The sequence below is a fragment of the Botrimarina colliarenosi genome, assembly GCF_007859955.1.
Classification (GTDB): Bacteria; Planctomycetota; Planctomycetia; order Pirellulales; family Lacipirellulaceae; genus Botrimarina; species Botrimarina colliarenosi.
Genome location: NZ_SJPR01000001.1, coordinates 2,036,268 through 2,059,261, shown reverse-complemented (window position 1 = coordinate 2,059,261; position 22,994 = coordinate 2,036,268). Strand labels below are relative to the sequence as shown.

Annotated in this window: 20 protein-coding genes; 11 read left to right on the top strand and 9 right to left on the bottom strand. The window is 66.1% G+C overall.

All coding sequences use genetic code 11. From position 1 onward, the window contains the following. Window positions 1-146 precede the first annotated feature (146 nt). Both Pla108_RS08160 and Pla108_RS08155 read left to right on the top strand, forming a co-directional pair. Window positions 147-1,124: an anti-sigma factor family protein gene (locus Pla108_RS08160; protein WP_146444364.1), complete on the top strand. Its 978-nt coding sequence runs from the start codon at window positions 147-149 to the stop codon at window positions 1,122-1,124. 173 nt (window positions 1,125-1,297) lie between these two features. Further along, window positions 1,298-1,843 carry a gamma carbonic anhydrase family protein gene (locus tag Pla108_RS08155; RefSeq protein ID WP_146444363.1) on the top strand — a complete coding sequence of 182 codons (546 nt, stop codon included), beginning with the start codon at window positions 1,298-1,300 and terminating at the stop codon, window positions 1,841-1,843. A 92-nt stretch (window positions 1,844-1,935) separates the two neighbouring features. Here Pla108_RS08155 and Pla108_RS08150 read toward each other — a convergent pair whose 3' ends face one another. Further along, window positions 1,936-3,153, bottom strand: a complete 1,218-nt coding sequence (locus Pla108_RS08150) for a protein kinase domain-containing protein (protein WP_146444362.1) — start codon at window positions 3,151-3,153, stop codon at window positions 1,936-1,938. A 153-nt stretch (window positions 3,154-3,306) separates the two neighbouring features. Here Pla108_RS08150 and Pla108_RS08145 point away from each other — a divergent pair, with 153 nt between their 5' ends. The 5 genes from Pla108_RS08145 (at window position 3,307) to Pla108_RS08125 (ending at window position 8,954) form a co-directional block, all read left to right on the top strand. Continuing rightward, window positions 3,307-3,585, top strand: a complete 279-nt coding sequence (locus Pla108_RS08145; RefSeq protein WP_146444361.1) for a 4Fe-4S binding protein — start codon at window positions 3,307-3,309, stop codon at window positions 3,583-3,585. A gap of 541 nt (window positions 3,586-4,126) precedes the next feature. Further along, window positions 4,127-4,555, top strand: coding sequence for a hypothetical protein (locus Pla108_RS08140; RefSeq protein WP_146444360.1), 429 nt, complete (start codon window positions 4,127-4,129; stop codon window positions 4,553-4,555). Next, complete coding sequence (locus Pla108_RS08135) at window positions 4,555-5,205, top strand: hypothetical protein (RefSeq protein ID WP_146444359.1); 651 nt, start codon at window positions 4,555-4,557, stop codon at window positions 5,203-5,205. The genes Pla108_RS08140 and Pla108_RS08135 overlap by 1 nt, the downstream gene beginning before the upstream one ends. 518 nt (window positions 5,206-5,723) lie before the next feature. After that, a complete protein-coding gene (locus tag Pla108_RS08130; protein WP_146444358.1) occupies window positions 5,724-5,957 on the top strand; it encodes a hypothetical protein in 234 nt (77 codons plus the stop codon). A 306-nt stretch (window positions 5,958-6,263) separates the two neighbouring features. Beyond that, a complete protein-coding gene (locus tag Pla108_RS08125) occupies window positions 6,264-8,954 on the top strand; it encodes an alpha/beta hydrolase-fold protein (RefSeq protein WP_146444357.1) in 2,691 nt (896 codons plus the stop codon). 124 nt (window positions 8,955-9,078) lie between these two features. Here the strand turns inward: Pla108_RS08125 and Pla108_RS08120 are convergent, their stop codons facing one another. Beyond that, window positions 9,079-11,556: a protein kinase domain-containing protein gene (locus tag Pla108_RS08120; RefSeq protein ID WP_146444356.1), complete on the bottom strand. Its 2,478-nt coding sequence runs from the start codon at window positions 11,554-11,556 to the stop codon at window positions 9,079-9,081. Continuing rightward, window positions 11,553-12,125, bottom strand: a complete 573-nt coding sequence (locus tag Pla108_RS08115; protein ID WP_197526354.1) for an RNA polymerase sigma factor — start codon at window positions 12,123-12,125, stop codon at window positions 11,553-11,555. The genes Pla108_RS08120 and Pla108_RS08115 overlap by 4 nt, the downstream gene beginning before the upstream one ends. Window positions 12,126-12,403: 278 nt before the next feature. On the opposite strand from Pla108_RS08115, the gene Pla108_RS08110 reads away from it, so the two are divergent. Both Pla108_RS08110 and Pla108_RS08105 read left to right on the top strand, forming a co-directional pair. Further along, window positions 12,404-13,102 (top strand): response regulator transcription factor, encoded by a 699-nt coding sequence (locus Pla108_RS08110; RefSeq protein WP_146444354.1) that lies wholly within the window; start codon window positions 12,404-12,406, stop codon window positions 13,100-13,102. A gap of 185 nt (window positions 13,103-13,287) precedes the next feature. Next, window positions 13,288-14,196, top strand: a complete 909-nt coding sequence (locus Pla108_RS08105; RefSeq protein ID WP_146444353.1) for a hypothetical protein — start codon at window positions 13,288-13,290, stop codon at window positions 14,194-14,196. A gap of 35 nt (window positions 14,197-14,231) precedes the next feature. On the opposite strand, the gene Pla108_RS08100 is transcribed toward Pla108_RS08105, so the two are convergent. The 6 genes from Pla108_RS08100 to Pla108_RS08075 form a co-directional block, all read right to left on the bottom strand. Further along, on the bottom strand, window positions 14,232-15,314 hold the full coding sequence (locus tag Pla108_RS08100; protein ID WP_146444352.1) for a hypothetical protein: 1,083 nt from the start codon (window positions 15,312-15,314) through the stop codon (window positions 14,232-14,234). A gap of 37 nt (window positions 15,315-15,351) precedes the next feature. Continuing rightward, the gene (locus Pla108_RS08095; protein WP_146444351.1) at window positions 15,352-15,660 is read right to left on the bottom strand and encodes a hypothetical protein; all 309 of its coding nucleotides are present in this window, start codon (window positions 15,658-15,660) and stop codon (window positions 15,352-15,354) included. Window positions 15,661-15,854: 194 nt separating this feature from the next. Then, window positions 15,855-17,666, bottom strand: a complete 1,812-nt coding sequence (locus Pla108_RS08090) for a DUF7453 family protein (RefSeq protein WP_146444350.1) — start codon at window positions 17,664-17,666, stop codon at window positions 15,855-15,857. Window positions 17,667-17,809: 143 nt separating this feature from the next. Next, on the bottom strand, window positions 17,810-18,118 hold the full coding sequence (locus tag Pla108_RS08085) for a hypothetical protein (RefSeq protein WP_146444349.1): 309 nt from the start codon (window positions 18,116-18,118) through the stop codon (window positions 17,810-17,812). 60 nt (window positions 18,119-18,178) lie between these two features. After that, window positions 18,179-20,140 carry an acetate--CoA ligase gene (gene acs, locus Pla108_RS08080; RefSeq protein ID WP_146444348.1) on the bottom strand — a complete coding sequence of 654 codons (1,962 nt, stop codon included), beginning with the start codon at window positions 20,138-20,140 and terminating at the stop codon, window positions 18,179-18,181. A 248-nt stretch (window positions 20,141-20,388) separates the two neighbouring features. After that, a complete protein-coding gene (locus Pla108_RS08075) occupies window positions 20,389-21,804 on the bottom strand; it encodes an ammonium transporter (protein WP_146444347.1) in 1,416 nt (471 codons plus the stop codon). A gap of 321 nt (window positions 21,805-22,125) precedes the next feature. On the opposite strand from Pla108_RS08075, the gene rpmI reads away from it, so the two are divergent. Together rpmI and rplT are read left to right on the top strand one after the other, a co-directional pair. After that, a complete protein-coding gene (gene rpmI / locus Pla108_RS08070) occupies window positions 22,126-22,329 on the top strand; it encodes a 50S ribosomal protein L35 (RefSeq protein ID WP_146444346.1) in 204 nt (67 codons plus the stop codon). Window positions 22,330-22,507: 178 nt separating this feature from the next. Beyond that, window positions 22,508-22,927, top strand: coding sequence for a 50S ribosomal protein L20 (gene rplT / locus Pla108_RS08065; RefSeq protein WP_146444345.1), 420 nt, complete (start codon window positions 22,508-22,510; stop codon window positions 22,925-22,927). The last annotated feature ends 67 nt before the right edge of the window (window positions 22,928-22,994 follow it).

Sequence of the window (22,994 nt, the reverse complement as noted above, 5' to 3'; positions counted from 1 at the left end):
TAAGTAAAGCGGGAAAGCCTTCACGGGCTTTCGACTTGGGAACCAATTCCCCGCTTACAACGACCAACCGTTTAGAGAACCGAGAGAGCCGCCGCGAACCCTCGCGGCATGGAACTGCTTCTTCTCAACGATTCGGAATCGAACCGATGAACCAAAACCCCAACAACACGACGCTCCCCGACGAGCTAGGCGAACGGATCAGCGCCTACCTCGATGGCGAACTGTCTCCGCAAGAGGCGGCCGACATCGAGCAGCGGCTGGCCAACGACCCGGCGGCGCGGCGCTTCGCCGACGAGCTCGCCGGCTTGAGCCAACTCTGTCACACGGCGCCGGCGCCGGTCTTTACGCGGGACCTCGCTTCGAGTGTTGTCGCCGAGGCGCTGCGTCGTCGGGCAGGGGGTCGTCAGGCAGGGGGTCGTCAAGCGACTGGTGAGGGCGAACCCGTCGAGCTGGCGGATCGCCTCGAGCCGGAGGGCTACTTCGGTCTGCCGGTCGGCAAGGGCGCTCGCCAGTGGGGCTGGGCCGTCGTCGCGGCCGCCGCGGTGGTGATGATCAGCTTCTACGGCCGCCCCGAGCCGGCCAAAGGCCCCGCCCAAGTGGCGCAGGTTGCGCAGCAACAGCGCGCCGTCATCAACTCACAACAGCTCGCGTCGTACCTCAACGCGATGCAGCAGTCGTCGCCCGGCATGCAGCTGGTCAACTACCGCCCGACCCCCGAGGCGTACCAACAACTCCGCCAACGGCTGGCGTTCCAGCCCACCAAGTCGGCGCAGCTCCCCGGCGCCTTGATGGCGGTCAGCGAGCCGGCCGAGTCGACCGACGCGCAGGACCAGCTCGTCTATCTCGAAGGGGAGCAGAGCGAGCTCGACCGCTTGCTCGGCGAACTGGGCGACGAGGAGGGCTCGCTCGTGAAGGTCGCCCCCGACCGGACATCGACCGCCACCCCGACCACCACGCCTGCGCCAACGCCAAGCGTCCGCGCGGTGCCGCTGCGGGTGACGCTCACCCCCGAGCAGATCGCCCAGCTGCTGCAGCAACAAAAGCAACAACACGCCGCCACCCCCGGCGCCGCCCCCCGCCGCTTCGTGGTGCTGCGGATCCAACTAAAAGTGGCGCCGCAGTAGAAGCAGCCGAGCTACAGCCCCGGAGGGGCGGCAGCAACTCGATTGCGGAGTTGCTCTCGCCCCTCCGGGGCTGTTGATTGAAAGGCGAACCGGTTCCAGGGGCTCACGCCCCTGGCTACGCGCTGCCGCCCCTCTGGGGCTCGACCGCCAGTCTTGCTTGCTACAATCGCCGCATGGCGACGATCCTTCCTTTCCGCGGCGTGCTTCCCCGTCTTCACGAGACCGTCTTCGTCGCCGACGGCGCGCGGATCATCGGCGACGTCGAGATCGGCGCCCACTCCAGCGTCTGGTTCAACGCGGTCGTGCGTGGCGACGTCTGCCCGATCCGGATCGGCGAGCTGACCAACGTGCAGGACAACTGCACGCTCCACGTCACGCACGACACCGGCCCGCTCACCATTGGCAGCCGCGTGACGGTCGGCCACAACGCGGTCCTCCACGCCTGCACGATCAAGGATCGGGTGCTGATCGGGATGGGCGCCGTGCTGCTCGACAAGTGCGTGATCGAACCGCACACGCTGGTAGCGGCGGGGTCACTGGTCCGCACCGGCTTCACCGCCCCCTCGGGCATGCTGGTGGCGGGCGTCCCGGCCCAGGTAAAACGCCCGCTGACCGAAGCCGAGATCCGCAACCTCGACGAGTCGCCCGACAACTACGCCCGGTACGTGGCCGCCTATCGCGAAGGGGGCTACAGCGGCGAGCCGGCCATTACTGACTGATCGGCATCCGCCGCGTCTCGCAACAGGTCGAGAAAAGCGGCCGCCGTCGGCGGCCTCTTGCAAGCGTCTTCCGACAAGCAACATTCCGAGACTCAGCGCAAGGACGACTGCTCGGAATCGACGATCCTTTCAAGGATTCTTCCAAGGCTGTAGACATCGGCCGCTGGCGTAGGCCGCCCGCGGCGTTCAAGCAGCTCAGGCGCCAGGTAGCCAAGCGTGCCTCCAAGAGCCGCCGGTGCTCTTTCACCGGCGATGATCTGGGCAAAGCCAAAGTCGGTCACAACGACCCTCTGGTCACGACCGAGCAAGATGTTCGCCGGTTTCAGGTCGCAGTGAACCACACCGGCCTGGTGGGCGTGGACGATCGCTTCGGCCACCCGCTCAAGGATAGCAACGGCCGCGGTAAGAGGCAGACGCTGCGTGTCGATCAGTGTTTGCAGATCGCCACCGTCGATTAAGTCCATCACGATGAAGTAACCGCCTGTCGGAAACCGGCCAAGCCCGCGCACCCGAATGACCCCAGGATGATCCATCCGCTCGACAACGGCCGCTTCGTGCAGGAATTGCTTCACGGCCCGATTATCAGTCTGGCGGACTTTTCGAAGCGCCTTGACCGCGACGACCTCGCCGGTGCTTTGCTGAGTTGCGAGATAGACCTTGCCCATGCCGCCCGCGCCGATCAGCCGCTCAAGCCGAAAGTCGGAGTAGGGGATTGGGTACTCAAGAGGCGTCTCATCCACCGACACCTCGCAGCACTCACCAGACCCGAGCAGCTGGCGCTCGGTTTGCGTTCGAACGCGAGCCAATGCCCTCCGCACAGTACGAGGTGATTTCGCGAGTCGCTTGGCGATCATGTCGACAGAGTCGCCGCGTAGGTACGCGGAGAGCACGAAGCGCTCATCGGCCGAGAGCCGCTCCGCGACGAGCCGCACTTGCTCGATGAGCGCAGCGGCCTCCTCGGGTGCTGGCTCGGCGGACGCTTGGAAGGCCGCCTTGGCGTCTCCTTCATCGCGACGGAAGTCTCGGCGGGCCGCCGTATGACGCTCGGCCTGCTTCCGCAACTTGTTGAGCGTAATCTGGGCAAGCAGCCGCCAAAGGTCCCCCGACTGCTCCAAGGCGAAGTCGCCCTCTGCCGCGTGGACGAAGAAGCTTCGGTAGGCAGAGTGGACAACGTCTTCGGGGTCGATGCGGCGCTTCAAGCCCTGGCTCAAACGGGACCGGGCCAAGCCGATAAGTCGGGCGACGTACCGATCGAATATCTCGGGCGCTGCCTGGCTGTCTCCCGCCTGGAAGCGATCCAACAAGCGCATCGAGTCGGGCGCAACCGGCTCGCTTCGCGACGCGTGTACTCCGTTTTTCTTGGAATCGCTGTCCACCGCTGCCTCGGAATCGAATGCCCTTTACAGAGAGCCTCGTGCGGGCCGCACAGTTCACACCCCGCCTCGAATAAAGGAGAAAATCGAATGGCCTATGTCGTCACGGCGCCCTGCGATGGGTGCAAGTATACCGATTGCATCACCGTCTGCCCGTGCGACTGCTTCCGCGAGGGCGACCGGATGCTGTACATCGACCCCGACGAGTGCATCGACTGCGACGCCTGCCGCAGTGAGTGCCCCGTCGAGGCGATATTTCCCGAGAACGAAGTTCCCGCTGAGTGGAACCACTACATCCAGCTGAACGCCGACAAGGCGGCCGGGCGCCCGCCGATAACGGAGAAAAAGCCTCCGCTGGCGGAAGGCTAGCGAGTATTCAAACTGCCGGCGAACCTTCTTTCGCATGCGGCGACATAGCTCACTTCGAGCGTTCATCGTCATTTCCAAAAACTCCTTCCCGTAGACCTTTGCCACGACGGAAGATCGCCTTACGTCGGTCGTGCCGTCCGCGATCCGTAAACCGTTGAGGTCGCGGAGGCGGTCACCCAGGTCCACGCGGTTTGAATAACCCTCGCCCCCAAACGCCCGGGTTGACCGCCAATCCCTTCGTCCCCGTCGTTCCTTCGTGGTTACCCCTCTGAACCCGACAGCGCCGCCCCCGCCGCAACCCCACTTCTGGCCAGGTGCGCGTACCCGAATGGTTGGAAGGACCTCGCCACCTGTCCCGGGTCGGGCGCCAACAAAAACGGATTTCGCGCGGCGGTTTTGGCCACGCCTCGCGATCACGCGACACCGCCGCCGCGGGTCGGTATCCTAGGTAGATAGGAGACGGTTGCTGACGCCGTTTGCCCGCTCCCGCTCGTTTGCCCGATTCGTTCGTTTACCCGATTCGCTCGTTTAGTCGTTGTCCATGGTCACCACCTCGCTGCTGTCGCTCGTGCTGCTGGCTCTGGCCGGGGTGCTGCTCGACTCGCACCGCCGCGAGTGGGCCGACGCCCGGGAAGAGACCGACCCCGCCGAGCGGCGTTTCGCCCGCTCGCGGACGCTGCGGCGCTGGACCGCTACGGCCTCGATCGCCGTGGTGGGGGGGCTCATCGCCCTCTGGCCGGTGACGCCGCGCGAGCCGTGGTGGGTGGTCGTTTACATGGCCGCGCTGGTGCTGCTGGCCGGGCTGATCTTTGTGCTGGGCGTTTGGGACGCCTGGGCGTCGAGCGTCCGCTTCCGGGCCGAGAGCCGCCGCCGCGTCGCCGAGCACACCCAGACCCTGGTGCGGCTGCTCGAAGACCACCGGGGCGAGCGCGACAAGCCGTCGCAAGAAACGGAGTCGGCCCGCGCCTGATGGACCCGCTCCGCTTCGCGATCGCCGCGGTCCCGCTCGGGTCCTACCTCCTGCTGCTGGGGCTGCTGAACCTGCGCACGCGGCCGGTCTTGGTCACCGGGGCGGCCGACTTGGCGACGCTCGGCATGGCCCTCACGGGGCTGATCTTTGTCGGCCCGATCGCCCTGTTCCGTCCCGACGCCGCGACGGTCGAGCTGGGCGACTTCGTCTGGCTCTTCCTGCTGGCGTTCTACTGGCTGTGGGTGACGCTCGCCGCGATGCTCTGTCGGCCGCGGCTGGTGGTCTACAACCTGTCGGCCGAGGAGCTGCGTCCGGTCCTCTCCGAAGCGGTGCGGAAGCTTGACGGGTCGGGCCGGTGGGCGGGCGAGAGCCTGGTGCTGCCCCAGATTGGCGTGAACTGCCACCTCGACACGTTCGCCTGGATGCGCAACACGAGCCTCATCGCCAGCGGCGGCCGACAGGACCTGGCGGGCTGGCGGCGGCTCGGGCGGTCGGTCGAGCGGGCCCTGCGGGGCGTGGCGATCCGGCCGAACCCGCGGGGTTGGCTCTTGCTGGGCGCGGGCGTCGCGTTGGTGGCGGCCGCGATGCTGCGGCTCACCGCCGACCCGCGGGCCGTCGCGGTGTCGTGGGGCCAGTTGTTCGCCTTCTGAACAAGGCTTGCGGGGGCGTGGGGGGCGTCGCCAACCCCCTAGTCGGCGCCCCTTGACAGCGGGCTGTCCCGAACCGGTCAACCCCCCGTATCGCCCCCGCTAAAAAACTTGACTTCACAATCCCCACAGCGATAATCCTTCGACCTCGTAACCGACGGGATCCCCTCACGGGGCGGGTCCCGTCGGACGATGAGGTCTACTCGCGACGTTGGGCGGGTAAATCTGTCTGGCGTCGTGGGGATCCCGCCCCCGCGAGTTTGCCGCAGGTTTCTCCCCTCCGCGAAGATTCGTACCGCAACGATTGAACCGTTTTCGTGGTCCTTTCGTAGCGTGCGAGACGGAGCGTAAAGGTGATCGACGCAAGGATGTGTCACTGCTTGGCGGAAAAAGGCCAACCGAGGCGTAATCGCAACGCCCGGCCATTGGCTTGAAACATAGGTGCTTGACACATAGGAAGGCGACCCCGCCGCCGGTCATCCCGGCGAAGCGGCGCCCTCCGCGACCGAAAGGAGCCATCCATGGCCGATCCCACCCTTGGCAACGTTTTCGAAGCGATCCTGAAGTACGGCCACGACGAGGACTTTGTCCCGCGCGCCCAGGACCAGGAGTTCCAGCCGACCGCCGCGCCGGCCGGCTCGCAAGAGAAGCTCGAGATCCTCGCCGAACGCGTCCGTCAGGGCTTCCCGCTCTGGCACGCGGCTGATCGCGTCGACTACAGCGGCCTGACCGGTGCGGTCCGTCCCCGCGACTGATACTCGGACTGCAGGTCCTCGGCCGGCAGAATCCTGCCGACCCAATCTGAACGATTCCGACGAGCCGCCCCCCCAAAGGGCGGCTCGTCGCTTTTTTTGCGATCGCAAGTTTCTTTCGTTAGTGTGACCTTTCCTGCCGTCCACGCGCGTCGATGGGGCCCCCCTGGCGCGATGGCGCCGGCCAGCGCGGGCGGCGATCTTGCGGCTTCTGCCGATTCGCCCGGCGCCAGGTTGGGGAGCCACCCCGCCGCCGGCTAGGCTAGAGGGGGGCGCTCACTCCACCTCGGGACGCTCCGCTTGCCCCTCGTGCCACTCCCTTTCGCGCCGCTCTGCCACTTGCCGCTTCCTCACTTGAATTGCCGCCGTCACCTCCGCGCCTGGCCGGCGATCGCCCTCGGGTGGATCGCGGCGGTCGCCGCCGCCGAGCCCGAGGCTCCGCCGGCGCCCGACAGCGCCGAGGCGACCCCCGCCGCAGCCGTTGCAACGCCAGCCGAAACGCCCGTCGAAACGCCGAGCGTAGCGGAGGACGAAACGGCCGAACAAGCGGCGACGCTCCCCGAGCGGATCGAGCCGGTCGTCGCGGCGTTGCTGCCGCGTGTTGGCGACTATCATCGTGCCGCCCTGCATGTCGATCCGGTCGAGGCCGCCGTCGCCCGGGGCGATTGGAAGCCACCCAATACCGGGGACGAAGTCCTCGACGCGAGCGGCGAGGAAGTTGCGTGGCGCCCTGCCGACAGCCCCCGGTCGAGCGACCTGGCGGGTGGCTACGCTTACGCCACGTTCGCGGCCCCGAGCGCCGGCGTCATGCTGCTCAAGGCGCCCGGCTGCGCGGCCGTTTGCCTCAACGGCGAATGGCTGCCGGGCGATCCCTACTCGATCGGTTGGTTCCGCTTGCCGGTGGAAGTCGCCAAGGGCGAGAACTGGTTGCTCGCTCACCTTGCGTCGCCGGCCGCGACGCCGCGGTTGGTCCGACCCGCCGAGCCGGTCCGACTGATCACCGAGGCGGCGCGGTTGCCCGACCTGGTGGCGGGCCGGCCGGAGTCGGTCGCGTTGTCGCTCCCGCTGCTCAACGCCACGGCGACGCCGCTTGCGCGATGCCAACTGCGGGTCGGTTGGGGCGATGACGAACCAACAATGACGCCGCTACGGCGGATCGAGTCGCTGCTGCTGACGCCCCTCACCATCAAACTGCCCGCCCCGCAGCGGGAGCTCGCGGTCGGCGAGAGCGTCGCCGTCCGCGTCGCCGTGCTCAGCAACGAGCCTGGCGCCGCGCCGCTCGCCGAGGCGACGCTGACGCTGCGGGTCGTTGGGCCGCAAGACCCGCGGAGCGACACCTTCGTCAGCGACCTCGACGGGTCGGTGCAGGCGTACGGCGTGCTGCCGGCCAGCGGCGCGGCGGAGAACGCCGGGGTGGTCGTGTCGTTGCACGACGCGGGCGAGACGCACGCCCAGCGGCTCGCAAAACACACACCGCTCGCCAGCGCCCATGTCGTCGCCCCCGGCGGACGCGGGGCGTGGGCGTTCGACTGGGAGGATTGGAGCCGGACCGACGCGCTCGAGGCGCTCGACGACTTCACCCGACGCCAGGCGGAACGGGGCGACCCGATCGCCACGCGGCGCGTCACCGTCATGGGGACGGGGATGGGAGGCCACGGCGCCTTGCGGCTGGCGACGCTTCGGCCCGACCGTTTCGCCGCCGTCGGCGTCACCGACGGCTGGCTCAGTTTCTACACCCAGGGGGGCGCGCGGGTCGTTCCCACCGACGCTTCGCCGATGGCCAGGCTGCTCGGCAGGGCGCCGGCGGCCGGGGACCCGCTGCAAGTCCTCGAGAACTTGCAGGGCGTCGGCGTGTCGCTGCTGTCGACCGGCAACGCCGACGTTTCGCCCAGCGAGGTCCGCTTCCTCCGCGAACGCCTCGGCGCTTTCCACAACGACTTCGCCTACCGCGAAGCAGAGGCGGCCGAGACGCCACGACTGTTACACGAGCAGGCCGATTGGCTCACGCACCGCGAGCTCCGCGACAACGACGCTTCGGACGAGATCGACTTCGCAACGCCCGACCCCGCCGCCGCCTCGACGCTCGGCTGGGTGACGGTCGTCGCGGCGGAGCGTCAGGGCGCCGTCGCTCGGGTCCGGCTGTCGCGCGACCGCGAGCAGGGCGAGATCGTCGGCGTCACGGACAACGTCCGGCGGCTGCGGCTGTCGCTCGCCTCGTTCGGCGACAGCGCGAACGTGTCGGTCCGCCTCGACGGCGGCCGCCCGGTGAAGTTCCGACCCGGCCGCGACGGCCAGACGCTTTCGTTGGCGCGGGCCGACGACGGGGTCTGGCGACGCACGCCCAACAGCGCGCCGCTGGCGGCGCTGTTCAAAGAGCCCGAACGTAGCGGCGGGTTGAAGTCGGCGTTCTGCTGCCGGCCACAGCTGGTCTACGGCACGCGCGGCTCGAAAGCCGAACGGAGTTGGATGGCCGCCAAGGCGCGGTACGACGCCCACCTGTTCCTGTACCGCGGCGCCGGGCGCTTGGAAGTCATCGCGGACGCCGACCTGCGTGATTCGCTGCGGACTCTGTCCGATATGGATCGCTCGGTCGTCCTGTACGGCTCCGCGCCGGCGAACTCGGCGTGGCTGCTCCTGCAGCAAGAGGCGTCCTTCCGCCGTAAGCGGACCGTGCGGGTCGAACGGGGCCGGGCGTGGATCGGCGCGCGGCCCGAGTCGGATGACGACCTTGCGGTGTTGGCGGTCCGCCCCCGTCCCGGCAGTGCCGAGGCCTCCATCGCGGTGGTCGGCGGCACGGGCGTGGTCGGCATGCGGATGACGACCCGCTTGCGGTATTTTTGGTCGGGCGTCGAGTATCCCGACGTGCTGATCTATGGGCCGCGGGCGATCGACTCGCCGGGCGACCCGTCCGAGGCGCCCGACGTCCGCGCCGCCGGTTACTTCGACGCCGACTGGGGCCTCGAAGACGGCGGCGTCGTGTGGCGTGACTTGGCGATTTAGCAGTCGATAGCGATCAACGTGGCGTTGCCCGAGGCTAGCGCCTTCGGCTCAAGGCTGACTAGAAACTGAGCCGTAGGCGCTAGCCTCGGGCAACGCACCAAACGATCTACCAACCTCAATCGCCCTATGCCGAAGGCGTCTTCTCGCGGCCGATCGCGTAGTTGATCCGGTCGCCCGGGACGCGGCAGAGGGTGAACGCGAAGGTCTTGTAGCCCCCCGCTTTGCAGCGCATGCGGACATCGAGATCGACGACCGGCTCCCGCACCAGCGCCAAGCGTCCGGCCCGCGAGATCGGGCCGATATCATCGGGATGGACAAAGCCGTAGAAGGGATTCCCGATCACGTCCTCGGGTTCCCAGCCGAGCAGTTTCGTCCAGGTCGGGTTCACCTGGGCGGCGTTTCCCTTCTCGTCCGAGATGACAAACAGGCTCGGCGAGAGGGCGAAGAACCGGGCGCGGGCCTCCTCTTCGCGGCGCCGTTCCGCCTCGGCATCGAGCGCCCTGCCGACGGCGTAGGTGGTGTTCTCTCCGGGGACCCGGGTCAGCGTCCACGTGGTCGGGATCTGCCGGCCCTTCGGGGTGACGACCCGCAGGGAGGTTTGCTGCGACTCGCCGCGCTGCGCCGCCGCGATGACGAGACGCGTCCTTTCCACATCGTCAGGGTGAGTGAGCACCAAACCGTCGGCGCCGATCATGACATCCTCCGTCGTGTCGAACGCTTCGATCGCCGCCTTGTTGATCTGTGTGATCCGGAAATTTTCGTCGAAGGTTAAGCAGAAATCACGCGACATCGAGAAGAACCGCGACCGCTCGTCCGCGAGACGCCGACGTTCGCTCTCTTCGTCGAGGGGACGTCCCACGGCGTAGATCGTCGGCTCGCAGGGGACCCGGGTCATGGTCCAACTGACCGCGCGGTAGACGCCGTTGGCGTCTTCGGTGCGAATCACCGTGTCCTTCTGCGACACGCCGAGCCGCAGCTGATCGAGCATCGCCGCCGCCCGTTCGCGGTCGTCCGGGTGTATTCTCTCGGCGTAGTGCTTGCCGGGACTGCCGAGCGGGTCGAAGCCGAAGAAACGCGAGTAAGCAGGATTGACCTGCGTGATGTGCCCCCGCTCGTCGACGGCGAGGAATAGGTCGTGAGACAGCGAAAAGAACTTGGCTTGCCGTTCTTGCTCGTGCCGCTGTTTCAGTTGGTGCGTCAGCCAGTCGCGCACGGCGTCACGCAACTCAATTGCCGAGGCGTGGCGGTCTTCTTTACGTTTAGAGAGGCCCTTGAGACAGATCGCCTCGAGGTCGTCGGGCGTGTCGGGGAAGAGCGCGCTGGGGCGGACCGGGGGCTTGGTCTCGACGCGATGCATCACCTCGTTGGCCGTCTCGCCCGAGAAGGGCGCCCGCGCGGCAAGGACTTCGTACAGGACGGCGGCGAGTCCGTAGACGTCCGTCTGCTCGTCGATCGCCGCGAGGTCGCCGCGGGCCTGTTCCGGGGCCATGTAGCCGGGGGTGCCGAGACGCTCGCCGTCGATGGTCGGGCTGTTGCTGTCCTTGTCCCGATTGAGGGTGACGCCGCCGGTGCGGCCGGCGATCGACTTGGCGAGTCCCCAGTCGATGACGGTGACCTCTCCGTACTCGCCGAGGACGATGTTCTCTCCCTTGAGGTCGCGGTGGACGATCCCCTTCGAGTGGGCGTAGGCGATGGTGTCGCAGACCGCCAGGAACTGCTCGAGCAGCGGGAAGAGGTGCTTGAACGACTCGTTCGGGTTCTCGTCGGCCCGCACCTTGTGGGCCTGCCGGATCGCTTCGGTAAGGGTCCGCCCCGAGTAGAACCGCATCGTGTAGTAGCAGCGGCCCCCCTCCTCGCGGTACTCGTAGACCGGGGCGGTTCCCGGGTGGTTGAGTTGCGCCGCGACGCGGGCCTCGCGGAAGAACCGCTCGCGGTGCCGCCGCGAACCCCGCAGCTCGGGCAGGAGCTCTTTGAGCGCCACCTCGCGGCCCAACAGGGTGTCTTGAGCGCGCCACACCTGGCCGATGCCCCCCTGCGAGTGGAGGTGGGTCAGCTTCATCCGCTCGGCGGAGAGCGGCGCGAGGGTCATCGTGTCGGTGATGCCGAGCCCGGCGGGATCGCGTCCCGAAAGCGTCTCGGCCGAACCGCGGGTCCGGGGCCGATCGAGCCGGGCCGCCAGCAGGGAGAGAACCGACTTGCAAGCCGCCTGGCTGAGCCAGCCCTGCTCGACCATGAGGTCGGAGAGGGGCATCCCGCCGTGGGTCGCCCACAGCACACACGCGTCGGCGAGTTGCTGGGGCGTGACCAGACCCGCCTGCAGAGCGAGCGCGCCGAACATCAAGTTGGAGTCACTCGACTTTGCGGTGGCGCCGAGCGGGTCGCCGTCGACGGTCAGCCCCGCCGCGCCCCGGAGCTTCTGCAGGAAGGGGTCGGGCTGCGCGTAGAAGGCGTCGAGCCGCGTAGCGCATTCATCGCAGACCTCGAGGTGGGACTCGAGGCGTTCGGCCATCGAGACCGGCAATTCACCGTCTATCCACGAAGCGAGCGTCGCGTCATCGGGATGGATCGCGTCGGGCAGCGGGCCCTGGTTCTCGGGACTCATACGTCGATCAGCCCCTCGCCCAAGTCTTTGAGCGCGCGGAGCACCCGATGCTGCGCGACGCGGGCGGCGCCGATCGTCATGCCTAGGTCGTTGGCGACCAGCGCGGGGTCTTCTTGGCCAATCGCTAGGCGTCGGAACGCCGCTAGGCTCGTCGGCGAGAACCGGCCGTTGAGCATGCCGATAAGCCGGTTGAGAACAAATCGGTCGTGGTCAGCGTCCCAGACATGGGTCAACCGGCTCGCGTCGTCCTCGAGCTGCTCGGCGATTTCGCCGAAGTCGGCGCCGGCATAGTCGGCGGCCCGCCGTTGGCGGGTTTGCCAGAGCCGCCGCATGCGGTTGGCCGTAATTCGCCGCAACCAGTTTCGGAAGGCGCCGGGCCGTCCGTTGTGGTCGAACCGGCCGATTTCTTGGACCACCGTTTGCATGACTTCCTGGCGGATGTCATCCGCGTCGGCCTCGGAAAGGGCCTGCTGGCGGAGCCACGCCGAGATCAGCGCCTCGTAGACCGAGACGAACTCCGTCCATGATTCGCCAGTCTGAGTCTGGCGAACACGGTCCAACAGCGTCATGCGGGTGGCTTCACCCATTGGGACCAATAGGGCGCGGGAATCCGAGCAGAAAAGTCTTCGGGAGTGTTCGATCCAACGTGTTTGCGGATAACAACTTACGTTAAATCGCGTCGTTTGTCCCGGTGATTCTTAGGGGTATCCGTAATTCGAACCGCCTCAGAAGTGCTTCTTAGTGTCGGAAGCAAGTGTTTTAACAGCCGCTAGTGATCGAGGAATGGGTCGTGACGGCTTCGGGGCGTTGGCAACGACGCCCATTCGGTAAGAGGACAGGCAACCAAATGTCGGAAAACGAATTCTATCCGTCGGGGAGCGCCGAAATCGATCGGCCGCGGCCGACCATTTACGTCGTTGAACACCACGCGTCTTCGCGGGGCTCGCTCGCCGATCTTATTGTACAGCGTGGCTTTCGCTGTCAGGCCTTCGCGACGGCCGACGAGTTCCTCGCCGCCGGGGCCGCGTCGCGTCCCGGGTGCCTGGTGGTCGACTACGAACTGCCGGGGATCAGCGGCCACGAGCTGCAAGAGCGGCTCGCGAATCAGGTCGACGCCACGCCGATGGTGGTGACGATCGGCCAGTCCGAAGTCCCGACGGCGGTTCGCTTTATGGAGCGTTGCTCGGTGACGCTGCTCGAGAAGCCCTTCCAGCAGGACGAGCTTTTCAGGGCGATCGACAAGGCGGTCGAGTTAGACCTCGTCCAGGCGAAGGTGCGTCGGCGGTTCCAACAGATCGGCGCCGCCGTCGAACAGCTCTCGTCGCGCGAGCGGACGGTCCTGCAGGCCATCGTCGGCGGTCAGCTCAACAAGGCGATCGCCCGGTCCCTGGACGTTTCGGTGCGGACGATCGAAGGTGACCGCGCGAAGATCGTCGAGAAGTTCTCCGCCGAGACGACCGGCGAGGTGGTCGGCAAGTACGCGCAGTACGAGCTCCTTGCCGAGCTTGGATTCGCCCGCAGTCGGTCGCCGATGATCTGCGGCTGATCTGCCGAATAAGGCCGGCACGCCAATGATCGTCGGCCGCAGGCGCGAAAGCAGGATTTTCTGAGGGAGCGATCCGGCCTGGGGCCGGGGAGTGACGTAGGTTTCAGATGGCCCGCGGACCTCGCTGGGCCGTGCGGACGTCTCGGGCGTCCGCGCCCTCGTCTCCTCCGTCCAAGGCTTTGCCGATGCGGCTGTTCGCGTGTCGTTGGTTGATCGGTCCGCTGTCCCTCGCTCTGGTGCTGACGATGTCGGCCGATGGCGTCGCTCGCGGGCCCCGGGGAGGGGCCGGACGCGGCGCAGCGGGGGCGGCCCGGTCGTTGACGCCGTCGGCGCGGCCGACGGGGGGATTCTCCGGCGGCGCGTCGGCGCCGCGGTCGCTCCCAGCAACCACGCAGCAGGCGCTCGGCGGCCGGGCCAAACCGGTCAATCCGGCTCAGGCGCAGCAGTGGCTGGGCAGCGGCGGGCAAGCGGCGGCGAGAGGCGCCGCGTCCGCACGCTATGGCCAGAGCGCGCAGGCCGCGGCGACCCACCTGCCGTCGAGTCCGCAGGCGTTCAGCCCCGCCTGGTACGCCCAGCACCCCAACGCTTGGCAGGCGACGCACCCGCACGCCGACGCGGCGGTCGTCGCCACGGCGGCGGGAGTGACGGCTTGGCTCGCTGGCCAGCCGGCCGGCGCGTCGTACCCCGTCGAGTCATCGTCCGACACGACGGTCGTTTACACGAACGTCGAAGAGCAGGCCGACGACCCCGTCGGGTCGGTCGCACCGACATCCGTCGATGACGAGTGGCTGTCGCTCGGCGTCTTCGAGCTGAAGCCGCAGCCGGGCGCCGCGGCGACGCAGTTCGTGCAGCTTTCGATCGACCGCGACGCGCGACTCCGCGGCGTCTTTGACGACCAGATCACCGGCGTGACGCAGAACGTGAGGGGCGTGGTGGACCAAGCGAGCGGCGACGCCAGCTGGTCGCTCGAAGGGTCGCCGGGCGTCGTCTTCGCGACGACACTCGACGCGCTCACGCAGGGATGGGGGTCCGTGTCGGTGATGCTCCCTAGCGGCCGGCAGAATTGGCGGCTCGATCGGCAGGCGGCGCCGTAGGAGTCGCTCGACGTTCCATACGGCTTCACACGGCCCTACGGCTTCACGGTCGCTTTCGCGTCGGCGGACCAAGATTTCAGGGGCTTGGCCCATCCGTCACGTGCGGACTGGGGCGCCGCTTGGAAGCCAATTAGATCGGTCACGCCACGGAACAGGGCGATCTCCACCTCGGCCTCGATCACCTGTCCCGGCTTCAAGCCGGCGACTTCGACGACGTATCCGCCGGGGTGAGTCGTCCACTGACCCGGGATGGGGGTAGTGGTTGCCGGCTTGCCATCGACCCGCAGACGGACAAGGTCCCAAGTCGGCTGCACGCCGATATCGTTGGTCATGCCAGGCGTTTTCCTGCCGACAACGATTTCAATATGGTGGTGATCGGGGCGCGACTGCCGCACCGACACCTTCACGGTCAGTTCAAAGAACGCCTCAGCGAGTTCGACCAGCGCCGCCTCCGAGACCTTTGCGTGGAAGCCGGGGTCGGTGATCAGGCCCCGTCCCCATGCGAGGTGGATCCCCTGTCCGAGAGCGTTTTGAGACCGCGCCCAATCCGCCACCTTCCGGACAACCGCGTCGGCGTCTTCCTCGTCCAAGTCCCCCTTCGCGGACCGCTCTTGTAACTCGCGCCAGACCCACGGCGTGTCGACATTCTTAGCGAGCTCTTGATCGATGAGCACTTTGGTGGTCATCGGGGCGTAGATCCGTCCCCTCGGAAAGCAGACGGCGTTGGTCACTCCCCCAACTATCGGCAGCAGCACCGCCGCGGCGAGGCACGCCAACAAACGCCGGTCCCGCTTCGGCGGCGCGTCGAAGCGTAACTGATCGAGCCGTGTGATCGGCTGTCGGCATGCGGTGCACGCCACGGCGTCGGCCGGCGTCGCGTCGCGGAGCGGTTCGGTGCAGGCCGCACAGCGCGGCCCCTCCCAGCGACTCCGCTTGCGGACGGCGCTCCACAACGCCCCGGCGAGCAAGACTAGGAGGGCGCCCGCCGTCGAGACCGCCATTACAATCGACTGAAACGTTCTCGGGTCGTGCCGCAAGAGGCGCAGCATCATCCCGCCGCCACAGCCGACGACGAGGGTTGCGATCAAGAACCCTTTCAGGCTGAAACCGAATCGCATCGCGTCGCCGTCTGCAAAAGTTGCTTGTCTTGCGCCGTTAGGCTTGCGGGGATTGGCTCGCCATCGCTTTCTTGATGAGGCCGACGATGAGCGTCAAGATCGCGCCGCCGCCGGCTCCCGCACCGGCCGCTCCGGCGAGGTTCGGGTCGCCGCCACCGAGCCCGAGCAACTCGGCGATAGCGGGGATGTAGGCGGCGAGCGCGCCGCCACCGGCGCCGCCGACGGCGCCGAGCACCGTGGCGAGGATCTTGTCGATCGGCAGGTTCTTCAGCAAGGCGCCGACGACATTGCCGCCGGCCGCTCCGCTAACGAGTTGGATCAACAGCGAGATGATTGCTGAGCTCATCGCGGTCCGCCTCCTATTTAGGGGCTCAAGAAAAGCGACGCGCGGGGCCCTCGCTCGGGCCACCTGCCGCCGTGGTGAGAGCCTACCCGAATCGAGGGGGAGGGTGAAACTATTTCTCGCGCCGTTTTGGCAGCAGCGGTTCACGCCGTGCCGACGAGTACCGGCATTCAGACCGTGTCCGTCGACAACACCGTTCAGGCGTCGCGGCCGTGGCGACGAGAGGCGGCTAACCAGCCGATCGCCAAAAGAGCCGCGGCGGTCGGCTCCGGAACGGGGGTGACGCCCCCGGACCCGTTTGCGCCGTAGTGTTGCGACCAAACGGCGTAGTCGCCTTCGCCGATGGTGCGGTCGCCATCCCCGTCGGCCGCGAGGGAAGTGGTCGACCCGTGGTTATCTCGCCAGACGGTGTAGTCGGCGGCGTCGACGACGCCATCCGAGTTATAGTCGCCGGGGAGTGGGGTCGTGATCTGACCTGTGAAGAGGGCGCCTAGGCCGTCGGTGAACTTTGCCTGGAACGAAAACGCCCCCAAATCGCTAAATGCGTCTCCGATCGTCAGCGATTTGTACAACATCGAGATCTGACGTAAGTCAGAACCTTGGGGGTCGTTGTCTACGTCGATCATCTGAAACGTTGAAACGACGGGAAAGACTTCTCCCTGTGGATTTGCAGCAAAGATTCCCTGACCGACGGAATCACCGTCGCCCAGAAATGCGTGAAAGAGGGTCGTACCGGTGTTATTTATTCTTAAGCTGTCCGATTCAAATTGGGCGAAGGTAACGCCGAGTGGCAGCCCGGGTGCTTGGTTTCCTGTTCGCGCGATCACCGTCGTATCAGAAGTCGAAGTGCCTCTCACAATCGCGAACTGGTTTGAGTTATCCACGTCATCACCAAGTAAGCTTGTGACAAAAGCGACTTGGCCGCTGTCGTTGAGCTGAATGCCGTATCGAGTCTGTAGTGTGCCGTAGAGTACTCCGGCCGCTAATCCCTGAACCTGCGTTTGTCGACGTGCAATGAGACTTGAGCTGCCACTGTCGTCACTGCGGATGATCGCTGTGTCGTAGTTCGAAGGATTCGCATCGTCTCTCAAGGACGCAGCGAATACGATGTCGCCGGTATCGTTCAGCCGGACGCTTCCAGGCTCCACGCCCTTCATCGTAACGCCGGTTGGCAAGCCAGGCGCCTGATCGCCGCGTCGCACAATCTCTTGTAGACCCTGGTTTCCGCGATCGCTGATGAGAACCTCCGATGACGAATCGGGTGAGGAAGTAACCGCTAGGAAAGCAATGTTCCCACCATTGCTGAATTGCAACTCACGAAAAATCAAGTACTGCTCATCTTGAGTTCCCGGGATCAGGTCCAGGCTGCTAGCTAGCAGCTCAAACTCACCGTCATTTTTTGTTCGGAGGACGGAGCCGCGAAATGGTTGATCGACAGCTAGTGTTGAGTTGATCGCTATACGACCTTCGCTATTCAATCGCAGGGTATTGGCTGAACGAGGGATCGTTTCGAACGCGATTCCTTCAGGCAAACCGTCGACTTGATCTCGACTGCGAGCAACCAAGTGAAGGGCCTCCCCTCCGATATCACTGAAGATGGCGTCATCATTGAGTAAATTGACGCCGATGCCATACAATCTAGCGTGAAACGCGATCTGCCCCGAGCTGTTGACGTGAGGCGGCCCGGACATGGCGTACCTGACGCCTTCCGGAAAGCCGGGGGCTTGGTCGTCCTTTCGCATGATAAGCGAAATCCCGTCGTGATTGCGATCGGCGAACATCGCATTGTTGTTGTCTGTATTAATCCCTGGTCCCAACAGATGCGCGGTGAATACGGTACTCCCCTCGCTGTAAGTATGTGAATCGATAAAGTCCGAGTACTTCACGCCAGTTGGAAGTCCTGGCGCCTGGGTGCCGGACAATGCCACCGTGCGTAAGCTGACTTGCCCGACGGATTCGTTAGCTGCGAAGGTTAGTGACGCTACGGCGCAGAGAAGGATGCGGATCATCTGAACAACTCTTTAGGAGACGGTTTCGCTAATAGAGATTACCCAGCATAACCCAGAAGCGTCACTCGATGAGCCGCTTGCCACGCCGCTTTTCTGTGCGACATCGTGAGGGCTGGGTAAAAACACCTAACATTCCTTCCCGCTTACCACACGGCGTAAAGAATCGACAGAACGATGCCGGCAACCAAGATCACACAAGCACCGAGTACCCCCGTTTCAGCGTAGCGCTCCCAACGCAGCCGGTTGGCAAGAAAGAACCAAGAAAAGGCGCCGACGGCAACCGCCGTTTGGAACGCAAGCCAGAAGGTGAACCGGACCGAGTCGTCCGCCCAAACTAGGTTGCATTTCTCGAAGCCATTCCCACCACGAAAGCAGAGCACCGACCCAACTGCTAAACAGTACGCCGTGTGCAATGCGAGGAGGCCGGGGACGACGACGCCGAGCGTAATCACAGCCCCAACGTTGTCTTTGAGGCTTTCACCATCTCGGTGGGTCCATGACGTCAAGCGCGCTCACTCCTCATCCTGCCGCAAACTCGCCAGCACGCTGTAATCCTCGAGCGTGCTCGTATCTCCCACCGCTTCTTTGCCGGCGGCGATGTCGCGCAGGAGCCGCCGCATGATCTTGCCGCTGCGTGTCTTGGGGAGCGAGTTGGTGAAGCGGATGTCGTCGGGCTGGGCTAGCGCGCCGATCTCTTTGCGGACGTGTTGCTTCAGCTCTTGGCGGAGCGCTTCGGTCGGTGCGGCGCTCTTCAGCATCACGAAGACGGCGACCGCTTCGCCCTTCAGCTCGTGGGGGCGGCCGACGGCGGCGGCTTCGGCGACGGCCGGGTGGCTGACCAGCGCCGACTCGATTTCGATCGTCGAGAGGCGGTGGCCCGAGACGTTGAGCACGTCGTCGATGCGGCCCATGATCCAGTAGTAGCCGTCGCGGTCGCAGCGCGAGTTGTCACCGGCGAGGTACTTGCCCGGGACCTTCGACCAATAGACGTCCTTGTAGCGCTCTTCGTCGCCCCAGATGCCGCGGAGCATGCCGGGCCAGGGGTGGGCGATGGTGAACATGCCCCCCTGGTCGGGTCCGCACTCCTCGCCGTCCTCGCCGATGATCTTGGGGATGACGCCCGGCAAGGGCTTGGTGCAGCTGCCCGGCTTGGTGGCGATCGCGCCCGGCAGGGGCGACATCATGATGCCGCCGGTCTCGGTCTGCCACCACGTGTCGACGATCGGGCAGCGCTCGCCGCCGATCGTCTCGTGGTACCACATCCACGCCTGCGGATTGATCCCTTCGCCGACGGTGCCGAGCACGCGCAGGCTCGACAGGTCGTGCTTCTCGACATGCTCATCGCCCCACTTAATGAAGGCGCGGATGGCGGTCGGCGCCGTGTAGAAGAGCGACACCTTGTACTTTTCGACGATCTCCCAGAACCGGTCCTTCTCAGGATAGTCGGGCGCGCCTTCGTAGATGACGCAGGTGGCGCCGGCGGAGAGGGGACCGTAGGTGACGTAGCTGTGGCCGGTGATCCAGCCGCAGTCGGCGGTGCACCAATAGACGTCGTCGTCCCGGTGGTCGAAGACCCACTCGAACGTCTTCTTGGCCCACAGGTTATAGCCGGCGGTGGTGTGGAGGATCCCCTTCGGTTTGCCGGTCGATCCCGACGTGTAGAGGATGAAGAGGGGCGCCTCGCTGTCGAGCGGCGTGGCGGGGCAGTCCTCCGACGCGTCGGCCATTAGGTGGCGCCACCAATGGTCGCGGCCCTCGGTCCACTCGACCGCCTCGTTGACGCGCTGCAGCACGATGCAGTGCTTGACGGTCGGGCTCTTCTTGAGGGCCTCGTCGACGGTCGCCTTGAGGGGCAACGCCTTGCCGCGCCGCCAGCCGGCGTCGGCGGTGATGATGGCGACGGCGCCGGCGTCGTTGTTGCGGTCGGCGATCGCCTCGGCACTGAAGCCGCCGAAGATCACCGAGTGGACCGCCCCGATCCGCGCGCAGCCGAGCATCGCGACGACCAGCTCGGGCGTCATCGGCATGTAGATCGAGACGCGGTCGCCCTGCTCGACGCCGAGCGACTTCAGTGCGTTGGCGAACTTGCAGACGAGCTTGTACAGCTCGGTGTAGGTGATCGTACGGGTGTCGCCCGGCTCGCCCTCGAAAAGGATCGCCGGCTTGTCGCCGCGGCCCTCGGCGATCTGCTTGTCGAGACAGTTGTACGAGGCGTTGGTCTTGCCGCCGACGAACCACTTGGCAAAGGGCTCTTGCCAGTCGAGGGTCTGCGTGAAGGGCTCGAACCAGTGCAGCTCGTCACGGCCGGTCTTCTCCCAGTAAGCGACCGGGTCGGCGGCGACTTGGTTCCAGAGGGCTTCGTACTCTTCGAGCGACTTGATCCGCGCTTTGGCGGAGAATTCGGCAGGGGGAGGGAACAGCCGTTCCTCGTGCATCACTGTATCGATCGAGCGAATGCCCTTCGCGTCAGCCATCGCCGCTTCTCCGCGTCGAGAAAAGAGGGGTAAAGAGTAGGGCGAGTCTAGCCGCGCAGCGGTTGGGCTTCCACCGACGGTGCGCGAATCAGGGTTTTTCGAGCCGCGCACAGAGCTCGAACCGCGCACGGAGTAAGCGGAGAGCGCTGCGGACCGCTCCGCTTACTCCATGCGCGGCTCGAGAAATCGCGATTGTCGGGCCGTTCTTCTATCGAAGAGCCGTTCTTCAATCGAAGAAACGAAGGGACCTAGAACAGGTACCCCTCTTCCTCGTGGTCGGCGATATCGAGGCCCTTGCGCTCGCCCTCGTCGTCGATGCGGAGGCCGATGGTCGCGTCGAGCACTTTGAGGATGACGAAGGTCGCCACGATGCTGAAGAGCCAAGTCACCGACGTGGCGCAGAGCTGGCCCCCCATAACCGACTCGCCGTACGAGGCGGCCTCGATAAGGCCGAGCGGTTTGCCTTCGCCGATGTCCCACGCGGCGCGGGTGGCGAAGACCCCCGTCAGGATGGCGCCGAGGGTGCCGCCGACGCCGTGCACGCCGAAGGCGTCGAGCGCGTCGTCGTAACCAAACTTGCCCTTGAGTCCGACGGCGTAGGCGCAAACGATCCCGCCCGCGGCGCCCATGATCAGGCCCGACATCGGCGAGACGAAGCCGGCCGCCGGCGTCACGCAGACGAGGCCTGCCACCGCGCCCGACGCGGCGCCCAGCACGCTCGGCTTGCCGCGCGTCAGCCACTCGTAGAACGACCAAGTGAGCACGCCCGCCGCGGCGCCGAAGTGGGTGACAACGAACGCGCTGCTGGTGAGGTGGTCCGAGGCGAGTTCGCTACCGGCGTTGAAGCCGAACCAGCCAACCCAAAGCATGCCGGCGCCGATCGCCGTGTAGGTGAGGTTGTGCGGCCGCATGTCCTCGTGCCCAAAGCCCTTGCGGCGGCCGATCAGCATGGCGCAGACGAGGGCCGAGACGCCCGAGCTGATATGCACGACGGTGCCGCCGGCGAAGTCGAGGGCGCCGTTGCCCCACGACTTCTCGCCGCCGTAGGCGAGGATGCCGCCGTCCCACACCCAGTGGCAGAGCGGGCAGTAGACCAGCGTCCCCCAGAGGATGCTGAAGAGCACCATCGCGGAGAACTTCATCCGTTCGGCGAACGCGCCGCAGATCAGCGCCGGGGTGATGATGAAGAACATGCCTTGGAAGGCCATGTGCGTCAGCCGGGGGATGGCGCCCTCCATCGGCTCAACCGCGGCGCCCGCTTCGGCGTCCCACGTGCGGGCGACATCGTTCATGAACAGGTACTGCCCGTTGCCGATGTACGGGTTGTCGGCGCCGTCGCCGCCGAAGGCGAGCGAGTAGCCGTACAGGGCCCAGAGAACGGTCATCAGGCCCATCAAGAAGAGGCACTGCATGAGCACGCTGAGAATGTTCTTACGCCGGACGAGGCCGCCGTAGAACATCGCCAGCCCCGGCACGGTCATGAACAGGACCAGGGCGCAGCTGGTGAGCATCCAGGCGTTGTGGCCGGCGAGCTTCGCCTCCTCGACGCCCGCGGCGAGGTCCGCTGTGGTGATCTCCTGGGCGGGGGCCGGCGAGGCCGCCGCCGCGAGGGCCAGCAGCGAACCCAACACCAATACCGCCCCGCGCGGACCGAATGCGATCATCGCCGCCTGCCGTTTTTCTGGAAGAGAGATTAGAGATTTGAGTCCGGCCGCGCCCCACTTTCGGAGCCGGCCCGCCTGTCGAGCGGCCGTTATCTTGGGCGCGCGGGGGGAGTGTTTCAACCACCGACGCCACCCCACGCCTCTTGGCCGGGGGATTTCCGGTCAAATTGGGCGGCCGGGGGCGTCGATAGAACGCAGGGCCGCCCTTCGCCCGCCGTGGTTTTGGCCCTTCCCCCGCCCCCGCGGAGCCGCTATCCTGCGGGGCTCGCGAGACCATTACCGTCATTTCCGGGGGCCCACGGGCCTAGGAGCACTGCTGTTATGCCGAAGCAAAAGACCCACAAAGCGTCCAAAAAGCGGTTCCGCCTCTCCGCCAGCGGCAAGGCGAAGCACCGCATGGCCGGCACGAGCCACCTGGCCGCCCGCATGACGCAGAAGCGGAAGCGCAACCTGCGCGGCACCGACACCACCAACGACAGCAACTCGAAGAAGATTGCCGAGGTGTTGGCGGGCAACGGATACTGATAAGGGCCGAGAGGCTAGGGACGGGGGACGAGGGGGAAACGGAAACCCCCTCGTCCCCCGTCCCTGAGTCCCTCGCCCCTCCCCAACGTCACCAAGCTGGCCGGGCGTTAAAACAGCGGGTTCTTGACCGAAAGGTCACCCCCCGCGGCCTGGGCTGAGCACAACCCGGAGTTCCGCCATGCGGACAACCAACGGCGCCTCGCGCCACCAGCGTAAGAAGCGTCTCTTCAAGGCCGCCAAGGGCAACGTCGGAGCCCGCAGCAAGTGCATCCGCACCGTCAAAGAGACGCTCGTGCGGTCGGGCGCTTACTCATACCGCGACCGTAAGGTCCGCGCCCGTGAGTTCCGCCGCCTCTGGATCACGCGTCTCAACGCCGCTTGCCGGCAGCGTGGCCGTCGCTATAGCGAGTTCATCAACGCCCTGAACACGCTCGAGATCGCGCTGGACCGCAAGAGCCTCTCGGAGATGGCGATCCACGACCCGGCCGCCTTCGACGTGGTGTTCGCCCAGTGCGAGACCCACATGAAGAAGAAGGACGACGAGCGCGCCGCCCAGGTCGCCGCCGACCACAAGGCCCGCGAAGCGGTTGCGGTCTGAGGTTGTTCGCGCTGAAACTCCCGGCGCTGGCGCTTAGGGCTCCCGGCCCCTCGCTTGGTTGACCATT

Excerpts from the sequence above, each read along its gene's own strand:
- Pla108_RS08075 (WP_146444347.1), bottom strand. The coding sequence starts at position 21,804 with ATGATCGCATTCGGTCCGCGCGGGGCGGTATTGGTGTTGGGTTCGCTG.
- Pla108_RS08135 (WP_146444359.1), top strand. The coding sequence starts at position 4,555 with ATGGACCCGCTCCGCTTCGCGATCGCCGCGGTCCCGCTCGGGTCCTAC.
- Pla108_RS08145 (WP_146444361.1), top strand. The coding sequence starts at position 3,307 with ATGGCCTATGTCGTCACGGCGCCCTGCGATGGGTGCAAGTATACCGAT.
- rpmI (WP_146444346.1), top strand. The coding sequence starts at position 22,126 with ATGCCGAAGCAAAAGACCCACAAAGCGTCCAAAAAGCGGTTCCGCCTC.
- Pla108_RS08150 (WP_146444362.1), bottom strand. The coding sequence starts at position 3,153 with ATGCGCTTGTTGGATCGCTTCCAGGCGGGAGACAGCCAGGCAGCGCCC.
- Pla108_RS08155 (WP_146444363.1), top strand. The coding sequence starts at position 1,298 with ATGGCGACGATCCTTCCTTTCCGCGGCGTGCTTCCCCGTCTTCACGAG.
- Pla108_RS08140 (WP_146444360.1), top strand. The coding sequence starts at position 4,127 with ATGGTCACCACCTCGCTGCTGTCGCTCGTGCTGCTGGCTCTGGCCGGG.
- Pla108_RS08090 (WP_146444350.1), bottom strand. The coding sequence starts at position 17,666 with ATGATCCGCATCCTTCTCTGCGCCGTAGCGTCACTAACCTTCGCAGCT.
- Pla108_RS08120 (WP_146444356.1), bottom strand. The coding sequence starts at position 11,556 with ATGAGTCCCGAGAACCAGGGCCCGCTGCCCGACGCGATCCATCCCGAT.
- acs (WP_146444348.1), bottom strand. The coding sequence starts at position 20,140 with ATGGCTGACGCGAAGGGCATTCGCTCGATCGATACAGTGATGCACGAG.
- rplT (WP_146444345.1), top strand. The coding sequence starts at position 22,508 with ATGCGGACAACCAACGGCGCCTCGCGCCACCAGCGTAAGAAGCGTCTC.
- Pla108_RS08100 (WP_146444352.1), bottom strand. The coding sequence starts at position 15,314 with ATGCGATTCGGTTTCAGCCTGAAAGGGTTCTTGATCGCAACCCTCGTC.
- Pla108_RS08160 (WP_146444364.1), top strand. The coding sequence starts at position 147 with ATGAACCAAAACCCCAACAACACGACGCTCCCCGACGAGCTAGGCGAA.
- Pla108_RS08110 (WP_146444354.1), top strand. The coding sequence starts at position 12,404 with ATGTCGGAAAACGAATTCTATCCGTCGGGGAGCGCCGAAATCGATCGG.
- Pla108_RS08115 (WP_197526354.1), bottom strand. The coding sequence starts at position 12,125 with ATGACGCTGTTGGACCGTGTTCGCCAGACTCAGACTGGCGAATCATGG.
- Pla108_RS08105 (WP_146444353.1), top strand. The coding sequence starts at position 13,288 with ATGCGGCTGTTCGCGTGTCGTTGGTTGATCGGTCCGCTGTCCCTCGCT.
- Pla108_RS08130 (WP_146444358.1), top strand. The coding sequence starts at position 5,724 with ATGGCCGATCCCACCCTTGGCAACGTTTTCGAAGCGATCCTGAAGTAC.
- Pla108_RS08095 (WP_146444351.1), bottom strand. The coding sequence starts at position 15,660 with ATGAGCTCAGCAATCATCTCGCTGTTGATCCAACTCGTTAGCGGAGCG.